Origin of the sequence: Streptomyces sp. NPDC050388 (assembly GCF_040655635.1) — a bacterium.
In the GTDB taxonomy this organism is placed as follows: Bacteria; Actinomycetota; Actinomycetes; order Streptomycetales; family Streptomycetaceae; genus Streptomyces.
Genome location: NZ_JBFAKH010000023.1, coordinates 1 through 16,158, shown reverse-complemented (window position 1 = coordinate 16,158; position 16,158 = coordinate 1). Strand labels below are relative to the sequence as shown.

The 16,158-nt window shown below is 71.8% G+C and carries 10 protein-coding genes and 1 pseudogene; 4 read left to right on the top strand and 7 right to left on the bottom strand.

The genetic code is table 11. The features are described 5' to 3' along the window. Positions 1–52: 52 nt before the first annotated feature. Together AB0I73_RS15510 and pta are read right to left on the bottom strand one after the other, a co-directional pair. On the bottom strand, positions 53–1,327 hold the full coding sequence (locus AB0I73_RS15510; protein ID WP_363037685.1) for an acetate kinase: 1,275 nt from the start codon (positions 1,325–1,327) through the stop codon (positions 53–55). 26 nt (positions 1,328–1,353) lie between these two features. After that, entirely contained in the window at positions 1,354–3,462 is a 2,109-nt protein-coding gene (gene pta / locus AB0I73_RS15505) for a phosphate acetyltransferase (RefSeq protein ID WP_363037529.1), read from the bottom strand. A 272-nt stretch (positions 3,463–3,734) separates the two neighbouring features. On the opposite strand from pta, the gene AB0I73_RS15500 reads away from it, so the two are divergent. Then, positions 3,735–4,760: an ATP-dependent 6-phosphofructokinase gene (locus AB0I73_RS15500; RefSeq protein ID WP_363037527.1), complete on the top strand. Its 1,026-nt coding sequence runs from the start codon at positions 3,735–3,737 to the stop codon at positions 4,758–4,760. A gap of 317 nt (positions 4,761–5,077) precedes the next feature. On the opposite strand, the gene AB0I73_RS15495 is transcribed toward AB0I73_RS15500, so the two are convergent. Both AB0I73_RS15495 and AB0I73_RS15490 read right to left on the bottom strand, forming a co-directional pair. After that, positions 5,078–5,761, bottom strand: coding sequence for a response regulator (locus AB0I73_RS15495; RefSeq protein WP_363037525.1), 684 nt, complete (start codon positions 5,759–5,761; stop codon positions 5,078–5,080). After that, entirely contained in the window at positions 5,758–7,428 is a 1,671-nt protein-coding gene (locus AB0I73_RS15490; protein ID WP_363037523.1) for a sensor histidine kinase, read from the bottom strand. Before AB0I73_RS15490 ends, AB0I73_RS15495 begins: the two co-directional genes overlap by 4 nt. Positions 7,429–7,584: 156 nt before the next feature. Between AB0I73_RS15490 and AB0I73_RS15485 the strand changes: the two genes are divergently transcribed. The 3 genes and pseudogenes from AB0I73_RS15485 (at position 7,585) to AB0I73_RS15475 (ending at position 11,686) form a co-directional block, all read left to right on the top strand. Continuing rightward, on the top strand, positions 7,585–8,976 hold the full coding sequence (locus AB0I73_RS15485; protein WP_363037683.1) for a cation:dicarboxylase symporter family transporter: 1,392 nt from the start codon (positions 7,585–7,587) through the stop codon (positions 8,974–8,976). Positions 8,977–9,090: 114 nt separating this feature from the next. Further along, a pseudogene (locus AB0I73_RS15480) lies at positions 9,091–9,270 on the top strand (thioredoxin family protein); the annotation flags it as partial. Positions 9,271–9,403: 133 nt separating this feature from the next. Beyond that, positions 9,404–11,686, top strand: coding sequence for an ATP-dependent DNA helicase (locus AB0I73_RS15475; protein ID WP_363037681.1), 2,283 nt, complete (start codon positions 9,404–9,406; stop codon positions 11,684–11,686). 15 nt (positions 11,687–11,701) lie between these two features. Here the strand turns inward: AB0I73_RS15475 and glgB are convergent, their stop codons facing one another. The 3 genes from glgB to AB0I73_RS15460 form a co-directional block, all read right to left on the bottom strand. Continuing rightward, positions 11,702–14,236, bottom strand: coding sequence for a 1,4-alpha-glucan branching enzyme (glgB, locus tag AB0I73_RS15470; RefSeq protein WP_363037521.1), 2,535 nt, complete (start codon positions 14,234–14,236; stop codon positions 11,702–11,704). Between the two features lie 60 nt (positions 14,237–14,296). Next, positions 14,297–15,739, bottom strand: coding sequence for a maltokinase (locus tag AB0I73_RS15465; protein WP_363037519.1), 1,443 nt, complete (start codon positions 15,737–15,739; stop codon positions 14,297–14,299). A gap of 93 nt (positions 15,740–15,832) precedes the next feature. Continuing rightward, positions 15,833–16,158: alpha-glucosidase C-terminal domain-containing protein (locus AB0I73_RS15460; RefSeq protein ID WP_363037517.1), on the bottom strand; the 326-nt coding region annotated here is incomplete at its 5' end.

The window sequence follows — 16,158 nt, the reverse complement described above, 5'->3', positions numbered from 1 at the left end:
TTCGCTCCGGAATATTCCGTCTGGCGGAAGATACACATGAGAAAGCCGCTGCTCAATTGCGCTTTCCGGCCAGTGCGTAGGTCTGTGTGGCGATCTCCATTTCCTCATCCGTCGGTACCACGGCGACCGCGACCCGCGCACCCGCGGGCGAAATCAGCCGCGACCCGTCACCGCGCGCGCCGTTGCGTTCGGCGTCGACCGCCAGACCCAGTTCCGTCAGGCCCGCCACGGCCGCCTCCCGCACCGGAGCGGCGTTCTCGCCGACCCCGGCGGTGAACGCCACCGCGTCCACCCGTCCGAGAACGGCGTAATAGGCACCGATGTACTTCTTCAGCCGGTGAATGTAGATGTCGAACGCGAGCTTCGCCTGTTCGTCGCCCGCGTCGACCCGGCGGCGGATCTCCCGCATGTCGTTGTCACCGCACAGACCGACCAGTCCGCTCTTCTTGTTGAGGAGAGTGTCGATCTCGTCGGCGGACATTTCGCCAACACGCATCAAATGGAAGATGACGGCCGGGTCCATGTCTCCGGACCGGGTACCCATCACCAGTCCCTCCAAGGGCGTCAGTCCCATGGAGGTGTCCACGCACTTCCCGCCCCGCACCGCCGAGGCGGACGCCCCGTTGCCCAGGTGCAGCACGATGACGTTCACGTCCTCGGGCGCCTTCCCGAGCAGCCGGGCCGTCTCCCGGGACACATACGCGTGCGAGGTGCCGTGGAAGCCGTAGCGGCGGACGCGGTGCTCGTCGGCGGTCGCCACGTCGATCGCGTAGCGGGCGGCCGACTCCGGCATGGTGGTGTGGAAGGCGGTGTCGAAGACGGCGACCTGCGGCAGGTCCGGGCGCAGCGCCATGGCGGTGCGGATGCCCGTCAGGTTGGCCGGGTTGTGCAGCGGGGCGACCGGGATGAGCCGCTCGATCTCGGCGAGCACTGCCTCGTCCACGACGGTCGGCTCGGTGAAGTGCATCCCGCCGTGCACCACCCGGTGCCCGATCGCGACCAGTGCGGGGGAGTCGAGCCCCAGCCCGTCGAGGGCCAGTTCCTCGGCCATCGCCTTCAGGGCGGCGTCGTGGTCGGCGACCGGACCGGTCCGCTCCCGTGTCTTCCCGCCCACCCCGTCCCCGGGTCCCCCGCCCGGCGCCAGCGGTGTGTGCCGGACCAGCGAGGTCTGCTCGCCGATCCGCTCGACCAGGCCGGACGCGAGCCGGCTGCGGTCCCCCATGTCCAGCAGCTGGTACTTCACCGACGAGGAGCCGGAGTTGAGGACGAGGACTCTAGAAGGATGTGAAGGACGGGAAGGAGCGGTCGCGCTCGGCTCGTCGGGCAGGGCGGAGGTGGGGGACGGGTGGGCGCTCACTGGGTGGCTGCCTTCTCGTTCGGGGCCGGGGACCCGGCGGCGGACTGGGCCTGGATCGCCGTGATGGCGACGGTGTTGACGATGTCCTGGACGAGGGCGCCCCGGGACAGGTCGTTGACCGGCTTGCGCAGACCCTGCAGCACCGGGCCGACCGCGATCGCGCCGGCCGAGCGCTGCACGGCCTTGTAGGTGTTGTTGCCGGTGTTCAGGTCGGGGAAGATCAGCACGGTCGCCTGCCCGGCGACCTCGGAGTCCGGCAGCTTGGTCGCCGCGACCGACGGCTCCACGGCCGCGTCGTACTGGATCGGACCCTCGATCCTGAGGTCGGGGCGGCGGGCGCGCACCAGCTCGGTCGCCTCGCGCACCTTGTCGACGTCGGCGCCGGAACCGGACGTCCCCGTCGAGTACGACAGCATCGCGATCCGCGGCTCCACCCCGAACCGCGCGGCCGTGGCCGCCGACTGCACGGCGATGTCGGCGAGCTGCTCGGCGTCCGGGTCGGGATTGACCGCGCAGTCGCCGTAGACCAGGACCCGGTCGGCCAGGCACATGAAGAAGACGGAGGACACGATCGAGGAGTCCTGCCGGGTCTTGATGATCTCGAAGGCCGGCCGGATGGTCGCGGCGGTGGAGTGCACCGAGCCGGACACCATGCCGTCGGCGAGGCCTTCCTCCACCATCAGCGTGCCGAAGTAGTTCGGGTCCGAGACGACGTCGTAGGCCAGCTCGACACTGACCCCGCGGTGGGCGCGCAGGGCGGCGTACTTCTCGGCGAAGGCGTCGCGCAGCTCGGAGGCGGCCGGGTCGATCAGCTGGGTGTCGCCGAGGTCGATGCCGAGGTCGGCGGCCTTCTTGCGGATGTGGTCGACCGGCCCCAGCAGGGTGAGCTCGCACACACCCCGGCGCAGCAGCACCTCGGCCGCGTGCAGCACCCGCTCCTCGCCGCCCTCGGGCAGCACGACCCGCCTGAGGTCGGAGCGGGCCTGTTCGAGCAGCTTGTGCTCGAACATCATCGGCGTGACGCGGTCGCTGCTGGGCGCGGAGACCCGCCGGGTGAGGTCGGCGGTGTCGGCGTACCGCTCGAAGAGGCCGAGCGCGGTCTCCGCCTTGCGCGGGGTGGCCGCGTTCAACTTCCCCTCCAGGGAGAACAGCTGCTCGGCGGTGGGGAAGCTGTTGCCGGGCACCGACAGGACCGGGGTGCCGGGGGCGAGGCGGGAGGCGAGGGTGAGGATGCGGTCGTCGGGCACCTCGTCCAGGGTCAGCAGCACCCCGGCTATCGGCGGGGTGTTGGTGCTGTGCGCGGCCAGCGTGCCGACGACCAGGTCGGCGCGGTCGCCCGGGGCGATGACCAGGCAGCCCGGGGTCAGGGCGGCGAGGAGGTTGGGCAGCATGGCGCCGCCGAAGACGAAGTCCAGGGCGTCGCGGGCCAGTCCGGAGTCGTCGCCGAGCACCACCTTCGCGCCCAGGGTGTGGGCGATCTGGGCCACGGTGGGGGCGGCCAGCGCGGGTTCGTCGGGCAGGACGTAGCAGGGCACCGGCAGCCGGGAGGCGAGCCGCTCGGCGATCTCGTCCCGATCCTCGACGGCCACCCGGTTGACCACCATGGCGAGCACGTCGCAGCCCAGCGTCTCGTAGGCGCGGAAGGCGTTGCGGGTCTCGTCGCGCACCGACTCGGAGGTCTGCCTGCGGCCGCCCACGACCGGGATCACCGAGGCGCCGAACTCGTTGGCGAGGCGGGCGTTGAGGAACAGCTCGTCCGGGAACTGGGTGTCGGCGTAGTCGGTGCCGAGGACGAGGACAACGTCGTAGTCGCGGGCGACGGCGTGGAACCGGTCGACCAGCGTCGACACCAGTGCGTCGGAACCGCGTTCGGCCTGGAGGGCGGACGCCTCCTGGTAGTCCATGCCGTAGACGGTCGCCGGGTCCTGGGTGAGCCGGTAGCGGGCGCGCAGCAGCTCGAAGAGACGGTCGGGGCCTTCGTGCACCAGGGGACGGAACACGCCCACCCGGTCGACCTGCCGGGTCAGGAGTTCCATGACTCCCAGTTCGACGACCTGGCGGCCGTCGCCTCGGTCGATGCTGGTCACGTACACACTGCGGGTCACGCGTGCTCCGTTTCATAGGGGGTCTCGCGGTGCTTGTCGGCCCTGCGGGATCCGGCCCGGATGCCGCGCTCGCCGTAGCGGGCTGGTCCCCCTCGACAGTACCTCCGGCGCTGGTGGGGAGGCCTGCCCGTGGGGCGCGGCCCCGAGCCCAGGGCTCGGGGCCGGGGCGGGAGACCGGTGGGCGACCTGGACGGGGGACCGGTGTGCCGGGCGGCGTGGAACAATCGAAGGTGGCCCACCGGGATACAAAGCGACCAGGAGACGACAACACGATGCGTATCGGAGTTCTCACCGCAGGCGGCGACTGCCCCGGCCTGAACGCCGTGATCCGGTCGGTCGTGCACCGAGCGGTCGACAACTACGGCGACGAGGTCATCGGCTTCGAAGACGGCTACGCGGGTCTGCTCGACGGCCACTACCGGACCCTCGACCTCAACGCGGTCAGCGGCATCCTGGCCCGCGGCGGCACCATCCTCGGTTCCTCCCGGCTGGAGCGCGACCGGCTCCGCGAGGCCTGCGAGAACGCCTCCGACATGATCCGCGACTTCGGCATCGACGCGCTCATCCCGATCGGCGGCGAGGGCACGCTCACCGCCGCCCGCATGCTGTCGGACGCGGGACTGCCGGTGGTCGGCGTCCCGAAGACGATCGACAACGACATCTCCTCCACCGACCGCACCTTCGGCTTCGACACCGCCGTCGGCGTCGCCACCGAGGCGATGGACCGGCTGAAGACCACCGCCGAGTCCCACCAGCGGGTGATGGTCGTCGAGGTCATGGGTCGGCACGCGGGCTGGATCGCCCTGGAGTCCGGCATGGCCGCCGGCGCCCACGGCATCTGCCTGCCCGAGCGGGCCTTCGACCCGGCCCAGCTGGTCAAGATGGTCGAGGCGCGCTTCGCCCGCGGCAAGAAGTTCGCGGTGATCTGCGTCGCCGAGGGCGCCCACCCCGCCGACGGCACCATGGACTACGGCAAGGGCGAGATCGACAAGTTCGGCCACGAGCGCTTCCAGGGCATCGGCACGGCGCTGGCCGGTGAACTGGAGCGTCGCCTCGGCAAGGAGGCCAGGCCGGTCATCCTCGGCCACATCCAGCGCGGTGGCACGCCGACCGCGTACGACAGGGTGCTCGCCACCCGCTTCGGCTGGCACGCGGTGGAGGCCGCGCACCAGGGGCAGTTCGGCCGGATGACCGCGCTGCGCGGCACCGACATCGTGATGGTCCCGCTCGCGGAGGCCGTCACCGAACTGAAGACGGTCCCGCAGGACCGCATGGACGAGGCCGAGTCGGTCTTCTGACCGGCCCCGGCGGTCGGGGAGAAGACGTGCGCGGACCCACCCGCGCCGGCCCCGGCCGCCTCACCCTCACCCCTTGACCGCCCCGCCCGGCGCGAAACCGGGACCATGAACGCGGTGGTCGGCGGACTCGGCGCGAAGAGGAGCGTCAGCGGGAACGGCCGGTTGAGGCGGTTGAGGCAGCCGAGTCGGTTGCGGCGGAGCGGAAACGGGAGAGCGGACAGGCCGCGAGCGCCCGCACCACCCGGGCCCGCAGGAGGCACGGCGGGACGCGCGGGGCGGGCACCGTACCCGGTGAGGGCTTCGTGTGCCCCAGCACCTCACCGTCCCGTCACCCACCGGTACTGCAACTCCGGCCGTCCCACGGTTCCGTACTGCGGGCGCCGGGCCGCGCGGCCCGCGTCCACCAGGTGTTCCAGGTAGCGGCGGGCGGTGATGCGGGAGATGCCCACCGCCTCCGCCACCCCGCTCGCGGTCAGGCCCTCATCGGCGTCCCGCAGGGCCACCGTCACCCGCTCCAGGGTCGGTGCGCTCAGCCCCTTGGGCAGGCCGGCCGGTCCGGGGGCGCGCAGGGTGGCCAGCGCGCGGTCCACCTCGGCCTGGCCGCTGGCCTCGCCCACGGCCGCGCGGAACTCGGCGTACCGCACCAGGCGGTCCCGCAGCGTCGCGAAGGTGAACGGTTTCAGCACGTACTGGACGACGCCCAGCGACACCCCCTCGCGCACCACCGCGAGGTCCCGTGCCGACGTCACCGCGACGACGTCCGCGTGGTGTCCGGCCGTCCGCAGCGAGCGGGCCAGCTGCAGTCCGTGCACATCGGGCAGATGCAGGTCGAGGAGGAGCAGGTCGACGGGGGTGCGTTCCAGCGCCCGGCGGGCCTCGGCGCCCGTCGTCGCCTTGCCCACCGCGACGAATCCCGGCACCCGGCCGACGTACATCACATGGGCGTCGGCGGCGACCGGGTCGTCCTCCACCACCAGGACACGGATGGGTCTGTCGGTCATGCCCCGCCTCCCGCGCCGGAGCCGACGCCCTCCGCGTCCGCGCCGCTGCCGGCCGTGACCCCGTCGGCGGCCCGCAGCGGGAGCCGTACCTCGAAGCAGGCGCCGCCTTCCTCCGCCGAGGTCACCGCCAGCGTGCCGCCGTGCCGGCGCACCACCTGCCGTACCAGCGCCAGCCCCAGCCCACGGCCGTCCGGCCCCGACGGCTTGGTCGTGAAGCCCCGCTGGAAGACCGCCTCGGTGTGGTCCGGGGCCACGCCCGGGCCGGTGTCGGACACCTGCAGGATCAGCTCCGCGCCGGCGTCGGTGAGGGCGGTGACCGTCACCCGGGCACTGAGGCCGCCCTGCGCCGCGTCCACCGCGTTGTCGATCAGGTTGCCCAGGACGGTGACCAGGTCGCGGGCGGTCAGGCTGTCCGGCAGCAGCCCGTCGTCCAGCCGGCTGGCCGGTGATACCACCAGCTCCACGCCCCGCTCGTGGGCCTGGGCCGTCTTGCCCAGCAGCAGTGCGGCCAGCACCGGCTCGCCCACCGCCGCCACCACCTGGTCGGTGAGCGCCTGGGCGAGTTCCAGCTCGGCGGTCGCGAAGTCCACCGCCTCCTCGGCCCGGCCCAGCTCGATCAGCGAGACGACGGTGTGCAGCCGGTTCGCCGCCTCGTGCGCCTGCGAGCGCAGTGCCTGCGTGAAGCCCCGCTCCGAGTCCAGCTCGCCCATCAGCGACTGGAGCTCGGTCACATCGCGCAGGGTCACCACCGAACCGCGCCGTTCACCGCCCGACACCGGTGAGGTGTTCAGGACCAGTACCCGGTCCGCGGTGAGGTGCACCTCGTCCACCCGGGGCTCCGAGGCGAGCAGCGCGCCCGTCAGCGGTGTCGGGAGGCTGAGTTCCGCGACCGACCTGCCCACCACGTCCTCCTCAGGAGCCACACCCAGCAGCTCCCTGCCACCGTCGTTGATCAGCGCCACCCTGTACTGCCCGTCCAGCATCAGCAGTCCCTCGCGCACGGCGTGCAGCGCGGCCTGATGGTAGTCGTGCATGTGGCTGAGTTCCCTCGCGTTCATCCCGTGGGTGTGCCGGCGCAGGCGGGCGTTGATGACGTACGTGCCGATCGCGCCCAGTCCGAGCGCACCGGTCGCGACGGTGAGCAGGGCCGTCAGCTGGGCCTGCGCGCGCTGGCTGATCTCGTCGACCCGGATGCCCGCGCTGACCAGGCCGACGATCCGGTCGCCGTCCCGGACCGGGGTGACCGCGCGGACGGACGGACCGAGGGTGCCGGTGTAGGTCTCGGTGAACGTCCGGCCCGCCAGGGCGGGCGCGGTGTGGCCGCGGAAGGGCAGGCCGAGCTGGCCCGGGTCGGGGTGGGTCCAGCGGATGCCCTGCGGATTCATGATCGTGACGAAGTCGACGTCGGTGTCGCGCACCACCGCCAGCGCGTACGGCTGGAGCGTGGCCGAGGGGTCGGAGGTACGGATCGCCTCGCGCACCGAGGGGGAGTCGGCCACCGAGAGGGCCACGGCCCGTGCCTGGTGGCTCGCCGCCTCCTCGGCCTGGCCGCGGTCGCTGAAGTAGCTGAACAGCGCGTATCCCACCACGAGGACCGCTATCAGCACCGCCTGCATGGCGAAGAGCTGGCCCGCGAGGCTGCGGGGTCGGGGGAGGGCGATGCGCATTCCGACAGTCTGCCTGCCGTGTAGGCGTGAACTAAATGAACGGAAGGGTGACCACGCTCACAAGACGGGACATAGTCACGGCGTTCCCCGAAATCTCATCCCCCGGACGTGAGCCGCACGCCGGTCGATGCCGACGACGTCATCAAGGAGGCCGCCGTGACCAGCACCACCGATACGGCACCTGCCGCTCCCAAAGTGAAGCGGGACCGCACGCACTATCTCTACATCGCGGTGATCATCGCGGTCGCCCTCGGTATCGCCGTCGGTCTGACAGCCCCCGACTTCGCGGTCGAGCTGAAGCCGATCGGCACCGGCTTCGTGAGCCTGATCAAGATGATGATCTCGCCGATCATCTTCTGCACCATCGTGCTGGGCATCGGCTCCGTGCGGAAGGCCGCCAAGGTCGGCGCCGTCGGCGGTATCGCCATGGTCTACTTCCTGGTCATGTCGCTGGTCGCGCTCGGCATCGGCCTGGTCGTCGGCAACATCCTGGACCCCGGTACGGGTCTCGCGGTCACCGACGCGGTCAAGGAGACCGGTCAGGCCCAGGTCGACGCGGAGGCCAAGGACACCACCGAGTTCCTGCTCGGCATCATCCCGACCACGATCGTTTCCGCCTTCACCCAGGGCGAGGTCCTGCAGACCCTGCTGATCGCCCTGCTGTGCGGTTTCGCGCTGCAGGCCATGGGCAACGCCGGCCAGCCGGTTCTGCGCGGCATCGAGCACATCCAGCGGCTGGTCTTCCGGGTCCTCGCCATGATCATGTGGGCCGCCCCGGTCGGTGCGTTCGGCGCCATGGCCGCGGTCACCGGCTCGGCGGGCCTGGACGCGCTGAAGAGCCTCGCGGTGCTGATGCTCGGCTTCTACATCACCTGTGTGCTGTTCATCTTCGTGGTGCTCGGCGCGCTGCTGCGGATCGTCGCGGGCCTGAACGTCTGGAGCCTGTTCAAGTACCTCGGCCGTGAGTTCCTGCTGATCCTGTCCACCTCCTCGTCCGAGTCGGCGCTGCCGCGGCTCATCGCGAAGATGGAGCACGTGGGTGTCAGCAAGCCGGTGGTCGGCATCACCGTCCCGACCGGTTACTCCTTCAACCTCGACGGCACCATGATCTACATGACCATGGCCTCGCTGTTCATCGCCGACGCCCTGGGCACGCCGATGTCGGTGGGCGAGCAGGTCACGCTGCTGCTCTTCCTGCTGATCGCCTCCAAGGGCGCCGCCGGTGTCTCCGGTGCCGGCCTGGCGACGCTGGCCGGTGGTCTGCAGTCGCACAAGCCGGCCCTGGTGGACGGCATCGGCCTGATCGTCGGCATCGACCGCCTGATGAGCGAGGCCCGTGCCCTGACCAACTTCGCGGGCAACGCGGTCGCCACGGTGCTGATCGGCACCTGGACCAAGGAGATCGACAAGGAGCGGGTGAACCAGGTCCTCTCCGGGGCCATCCCCTTCGACGAGTCCACCCTGCTGGACGACCACGACGGCGTCGGCCCCGCCGACCGCGCCGAGGCCCCCGCAGCGGGCGGCGAGAAGGAACTCGCCAAGGCCTGACGCGCACAGCCCTCCCGGGCTTCCCCCGCCGCCGAGCGGCCGGACTCCTTCCCCCGTGAGCCCGGCCGCTCGGCCCTTTCGCCGCCCCGCCCGGTCTTGCCCTGACGCCGACGTCAAGGCGTACGTTCAAAGGTCGTGCAGCTGAACGTGGACGCCAACCCGGCGACCACCAACGCGTACGAGGTGCTGTCGATGCCGACGTTCACGGTGTTCCGGGGCGGCGAGCCGCTGCGGTCGATGGTGGGCGCCAGGCCCGAGCGGCGGCTGCCGGAGGAACTGGTCGAGGTGATCTGAGCCGCCGTCCCGCGCCGCTACCGGACACGGGAAAACCCCCGGGTAATTGCGCCCGGGGGTTTTCGTTGCGTATATTCATTGACTTGCGACTTCAATTGCGGCAAGTCACAGTGAAGTTCAGTGGGCACAGTGTATCCGGGCGGGAGCGGAATTGTCAAACAGCGAATTTCCGGACCATGAATTCCGACAGGAACAGGAATTCATCGACGGACTGTACGCACGGGTGGACGCCCTGCGCGGCGACACCGAGGTGTCCGTCACGGACGCGCTCGGCCAGGGCGACACGCCCATGCAGGCCAGGCTGGAGCGGGACATCCTCGTCGCCGAGCGGTCCGGGCTGCTCGCCGCGCTGAACGCGGTGGACGGCTCCCTCTGCTTCGGCCGGATCGACCTCTCCAGTGGCGACACCCACCACATCGGCCGTATCGGTCTGCGCGCAGACGACGAGGAGCGCACTCCCGTCCTGATCGACTGGCGCGCCGACGTCGCCCGCCCCTTCTACCTGGCCACCGGCCACACCCCGATGGGCCTCAGGCGCCGCCGGCACATCACCAGCGAGGGACGCCGGGTCACCGCCCTGCACGACGAGATCCTCGACCTCGGCGACGAGACCCGCACCGGCCACGAGGACCCGACCGGCGACGCGGTGCTGCTCGCCGCGCTCAACTCCGCGCGCACCGGCCGCATGGGCGACATCGTGCGCACCATCCAGGCCGACCAGGACCGCATCATCCGGGCCCCGCACCGGGGCGTGCTGGTGGTCGAGGGCGGCCCCGGCACCGGCAAGACCGCGGTCGCCCTGCACCGCGCCGCCTACCTCCTCTACGAGTACCGCGAACTGCTGGCCCGCCGCGCCGTCCTGATCGTCGGACCCAACCCGGCGTTCCTCGGCTACATCGGAGAGGTGCTGCCCAGCCTCGGCGAGACCGGGGTGCTCCTGTCGACCGTCGGCGAGCTGTTCCCCGGCGTGCGGGCCACCCGGGCGGACACCCCCGAGGCCGCCGCCGTGAAGGGCCGGGCGGACATGGCGGACGTCCTCGCCGAGGTCGTCCGCGGCCGGCAGGCGCTGCCCGACCCGGTGATCACCATCGAGCACGACCGCGAGATCCTGATGCTCGACGACGGCCTGGTGCGGGTCGCCCGGGAACGCACCCGCGCCGCCAAGCTGCCGCACAACGCGTCCCGCGAGTACTTCGAGGGCCACATCCTCAACACGCTCACCGACATGGTCGCCGAACGCATCGGCACCGACCCCTACGACGGCTCCAATCTGCTCGACCCCAGCGACATCACCCAGATCCGCGACGAACTCGCCGAGAACCCCGAGGTGTGGTCCGCCGTCGACCGGTTGTGGCCCCTGCTCACCCCGCAGCGGCTGGTCGCCGACTTCCTCGCCGAGCCCGAGGACTTCCTGCCCGCCGAGGACGCCGCCGCGATCCGCCGCCCGGTGACCAGGCACTGGACCGTCGCCGACGTGCCGCTGCTCGACGAGGCCGCCGAACTCCTCGGCGAGGACGACCGGCCGGCGCGGGAACGGGCCGACCGCGAGCGGCGCACGCAGATCGCCTACGCGCAGGGCGTACTGGACGTGTCGTACGCCTCCCGGACCTTCGAGTTCGAGGACAAGGAGGAGGACGACCCCGAGTCCTCCGAGGTGCTGTCCGCGCACGACATCATCGACGCCGAGCGCTTCGCCGAGCGGCACGAGCAGGACGACCACCGCAGCGCCGCCGAACGGGCCGCCGCGGACCGCACCTGGGCGTTCGGGCACATCATCGTCGACGAGGCGCAGGAACTGTCGCCGATGGCCTGGCGGCTGCTGATGCGGCGCAGCCCGACCCGCTCGATGACCCTGGTCGGAGACCCCGCGCAGACGTCGGAGGCGGGCGGTGTCGGCTCCTGGGAGGACATCCTCGCCCCGTACGTCGAGGACCGCTGGGAGCACACCCGGCTCGGCGTCAACTACCGTACCCCGGCCGAGATCATGGACGTCGCGGCGGCCGTGGTCCGCGCCGAGCACCCCGGCTTCGAGCCGCCCGGTTCGGTCCGCTCCACCGGCGTACGCCCCTGGGCCCGCGCCACCGACGACCTGCCCGGCGCCGTCGCCGAGGCCGTCGCGGAACTCGGCGGACCGAAGGACGGCCGGCTCGCCGTCGTCGCCCCGCGCGAGCTGCACCGCGCGCTGGCCACCCGACTGGACGGGGTGACGGCCGGCGCCGAGCCCGATCTGACGCACGGCGTGGTCCTGCTCGACCCGCGGCAGGCCAAGGGGCTGGAGTTCGACTCCGTCCTCGTGGTCGAGCCGGGGCGCTACGGCACCAGCGACCTGTACGTGGCACTGACCCGCGCCACCCAGCGGCTCGGCGTCCTGCACACCGAGCCGCTGCCGAAGCCGCTGGCCGACGCCCTGGCGTAGCGCACCTGCCAGGGCTCAGGCCGGGCGCAGCCACACCGTCGCCAGGGGCGGCAGGGTCAGCCGGATGCTCGCCGGGAAGCCGTGCCGTCCCTGCGGCTCCGGCTTGACCGGGTCCGGCCGGCCCACGTCGCTGCCGCCGTAGCGGGCCGCGTCGGTGTTCAGGACCTCGTGCCAGGCGGGCACGTCGTCGGGGACACCGATGCGGTACTCGTGCCGGACGACGGGGGCGAAGTGGGACACCGCGAGCAGCGGGGAGCCGTCGGAGTCGTACCGCAGGAACGCCAGCACGTTGTCCTCGGCGTCCTCGTCCGTGTGCCCGGCCACCCACCGGAAACCGGACGGCTCGGTGTCGCACCGCCACAGCGCGGGGGTGCGCCCGTACTCGGTGTTGAGGTCGCGCACCAGATCGCGCACCCCGCGGTGGTCGGCCTCCGCGCCGTAGGCCGGATCCAGCAGCCACCAGTCCGGGCCGTGCGCCTCCGACCACTCGGCGCCCTGCGCGAACTCCTGTCCCATGAACAGCAGTTGCTTGCCGGGGTGGGCCCACATGAAGCCGAGGTAGGCGCGCAGGTCGGCGCGCTGCTGCCACCAGTCGCCGGGCATCTTCGACACCAGGGACCGCTTGCCGTGCACGACCTCGTCGTGCGAGATCGGCAGCACGTAGTTCTCGCTGTAGGCGTACACCATCGAGAACGTCATCTCGCCGTGGTGGTAACGGCGGTGGACCGGTTCGTGGCTCATGTACCGGAGCGAGTCGTGCATCCAGCCCATGTTCCACTTCAGCCCGAAACCGAGCCCGCCGAAACCGCTCGGGCCCCCGTGGTGGGTGGCCCGGGTGACCCCGTCCCAGGCCGTGGACTCCTCCGCGATCGTCACCACTCCCGGCACCCTGCGGTAGACCGTCGCGTTCATCTCCTGGAGGAACGCCACCGCGTCCAGGTTCTCCCGGCCGCCGTGCTCGTTCGGCGTCCACTGGCCGGGCTCGCGCGAGTAGTCGAGGTACAGCATCGAGGCGACGGCGTCGACCCGCAGCCCGTCGATGTGGAACTCCTCGCACCAGTACACGGCGTTGGCGACCAGGAAGTTGCGCACCTCGCGCCGCCCGAAGTCGAACTCCAGGGTCCCCCAGTCGGGATGGGCGGCCCGCAGCGGATCCTCGTGCTCGTACAGCGGCCGTCCGTCGAACTCGGCCAGCGCCCACTCGTCGCGCGGGAAGTGCGCCGGCACCCAGTCCATCAGCACCCCGATGCCCGCCCGGTGCAGCGCGTCCACCAGGTACCTGAAGTCGTCCGGGGTGCCGAGCCGGGCCGTGGGCGCGTAGAAACCCGTGACCTGGTAGCCCCAGGACGGACCGTAGGGGTGCTCGGCGACCGGCATCAGCTCGACATGGGTGAACCCGAGGTCCTTGACGTACGCGGGGAGCTGCTCGGCGAGTTGACGGTACGTCAATCCAGGTCGCCACGACGGGAGGTGAACCTCGTACACCGAGAACGGGCTCTGGTGCGCGGGTACTTCGGCACGGCGCTCCAGCCACCGCGCGTCACCCCACTCGTACCGCGAGGACGTGACGATGGACGAGGTGGCCGGCGGGACCTCCGTGCGGCGCGCCATCGGGTCGGCGCGCAGGGTCCGCGAACCGTCGGGGCGGGTGATCTCGAACTTGTACAGCTCGCCCTCGCCGACCTCCGGCACGAACAGCTCCCACACCCCGGACGAGCCCAGCGACCGCATCGGGTGCCCGGTGCCGTCCCAGAAGTTGAACCCGCCCGCCACCCGCACCCCGCGCGCGTTCGGCGCCCACACGGTGAAGCGGGTGCCGCTCACGCCCTGATGGGCCATGGGGTGCGCGCCGAGCGCCGTCCACAGCTCCTCGTGCCGCCCCTCGCCGATCAGATGCAGGTCGAACTCGCCGAGCGCGGGCAGCAGACGGTACGCGTCCTCGATCTCCCGCACCGTCTCCTCGTACGTCACGAGCAGCCGGTACGCCGGGATCTCCCGGAACGGCAGCAGTGTCGAGAAGAACCCGTCCCCGTCGTCGTGCAGGTCGACGGTGAGGCCCCCGGACACCACGGACACGGCCCGGGCGTACGGCTTGAACGTGCGGAACACGACCCCGCCGGGCACCGGGTGCGCGCCGAGCACGGAGTGCGGGGTGTGGTGCGTGCCGTTCAGCAGCCGCTCCCGGTCGTCGGTGCCCACGGCGGGGGAGACCGCGATCTCCGGCTCGGGCGGCGCGGACCGCCCGACGGCCGGGGGCCTGCCGACGGCCCGCCGCGCCTTGGTCTTCCGCGCCCCGGCCTTCTTCGTTCCCGCCCTCTTCGTTCCGGCGTTCCTCGTCCCGGGTTTCTTCTCGGCGGCCTTCGCCGCCCCGGCTTTCTTCGCGGCAGCCTTCTTCGCGACGGTCTTCTTGACCCCGGTCTTCTTCGCGGCGGCGGCCCGCTTCACCGTGGTGTCTTTCCGCACGGTGGCCTTCTTCACCGTGGTCTTCCGGGACATCTGCTCGGCCGGCTGCTCCGGATGCGAACCGCTGGCCTCGGGACGGGGGGTCACGGACGGAGCCTCCTGGTCGACGTGCGGGGCGGACGGAAGTGAAGCGTGTGGATCACCGGATCACCCTGGTCCGGGTTCGGCGAGCCGGCGTACGGCGGCCATCGGGACCCGCAGCCACTCCGGGCGGTGCCGGGCCTCGTACAGCACCTCGTAGACGGCCTTGTCCGTCTCGTACGCGCGCAGCAGCACCGGATCGGTGCGCGGGTCCCGGCCCGCGGTCTCCGCGTAGCCGGAGCAGTACGCCGCACGGCACCGCACGGCCCAGTCCGGCTGCGGCGGGTCCGCGGAACGTGCCGCGTAGTCGAAGGACCGCAGCATCCCGGCCACGTCCCGTACCACGGGCTGCGGCATCCGCCGCTCGGCCAGCGGCCGTGCCGGTTCGCCCTCGAAGTCGATCAGCGACCACTCCCCGGCCGGGGACCGCAGGCACTGGCCGAGGTGCAGATCGCCGTGCACACGCTGGGCGGTCCAGGGCTGCCCCTCGGCGGCCAGGTCGTCCAGCGCCGTGTACGCGGTGCCCAGCCCGTCCGCGTACGGCCGCAGCGCGGGCACCGCCTGCACCGCCGCCCCCAGCCGCTCGGCCATACCGGCGACCATGCGCCGCAGCCGGCTCCGGCCCAGGGTGACCGTCGGCAGCGCGCGGGCCAGGGCGGTGTGCACCTCGGCGGTGGCCCGCCCCAGCGCCCGTGCCTCGGCGACGAAGTCCTCGCCCTTGGCCAGCTCCCGCAGCGCCAGCTCCCAGCCGTCCGTCGCGCCCCGCACGAAGGGCTGGAGCACACCCAGCACATGAGGCTCGGGTGCGGCCGGCGCCCCGGCGGCACCATGACCACCGGTGGCGCCGGTGCCGTCGGGATCTGCCACCAGCCAGGCCGTGGGCGGGGGCACTCGGGGGCAACCTTCGCGGGCCAGCGCCAGCGGCAGCTCCAGGTCGGGGTTGATCCCGGGCACGATCCGGCGCAACAGCTTCAGAATGAACGTATCTCCGTAGACGAGGGACGAGTTCGACTGCTCGACGGTCATCAGCCGCGGCACCAGACCGGACGCGATCTCCTGTCCCGGATCCCGCTCGAAGCGCAGCCCGCCGATCCGGGCCCGGGAGCGCAGGGCTTCCAGGAGCAGTTCGGCGGGCCGGGTGTCGTACAGGGCCTCGTACACCGTCCGCCCGGCCAGCGGGCCCTGACTCAGGTGCCCGATCAACGCGGGTGCGAGCCTGGGCGGCAGTGCCTCGCGCACGCCCAGCAGCAGCTGGTAGCAGTCGCCGGGGCGGTCGGCCCCGCCCTGGGCGGCCAGGGCGGGCTGGTGGGCGCGGACGAGCAGGTGGTACAGGCCCAGCCTGGCGCTGGGCGGAAGTAACTCGGTGGCCGCGACCAGGGTGAACCCGGTGACCGGGCGTCCCTTGCCCGCGAACCAGCGCTGTCGCGGCAGCCACTGCCTCAGCAGCGGATCCAGCGACGCAAGGAGGCCGGGCGGGGGTGCGACCGTACGTATGACGGCTTCCGACATTTCAGTCGCGTCCTTTCCCCGGATCGTCGGGGTGTTACTGATGCGTGCCCCGGGCGGCGCGGGGGAAACCGCCCCACCCGGGGTCGGCGGGTGCTACGCGGCGTCCCCGCGCAGGCGGAACCAGTAGAAGCCGTGGCCCGCCAGGGTCAGCAGATACGGCAGCTCGCCGATGGCCGGGAAGCGCACCCCGCCGAACAGCTCGACCGGATGCCGGCCCTCGAACGCGCGCAGGTCGAGCTCGGTGGGCTGGGCGAAGCGGGAGAAGTTGTTCACGCACAGCACCAGGTCGTCCCCGCCGTCCTCGGCCGGGGGGGCCTGGCGCAAGAAGGCCAGCACGGCCGGGTTGGAGGACGGCAGCTCGGTGTAGGAGCCCAGGCCGAAGGCGGGGTTCTGCTTGCGGATCTCGATCATGCGGCGGG

What these genes read in the sequence shown, in the direction of transcription:
- AB0I73_RS15500 (WP_363037527.1), top strand. Translation starts at nt 3,735, where the DNA reads ATGCGTATCGGAGTTCTCACCGCAGGCGGCGACTGCCCCGGCCTGAAC.
- AB0I73_RS15495 (WP_363037525.1), bottom strand. Translation starts at nt 5,761, where the DNA reads ATGACCGACAGACCCATCCGTGTCCTGGTGGTGGAGGACGACCCGGTC.
- AB0I73_RS15490 (WP_363037523.1), bottom strand. Translation starts at nt 7,428, where the DNA reads ATGCGCATCGCCCTCCCCCGACCCCGCAGCCTCGCGGGCCAGCTCTTC.
- AB0I73_RS15465 (WP_363037519.1), bottom strand. Translation starts at nt 15,739, where the DNA reads ATGTCGGAAGCCGTCATACGTACGGTCGCACCCCCGCCCGGCCTCCTT.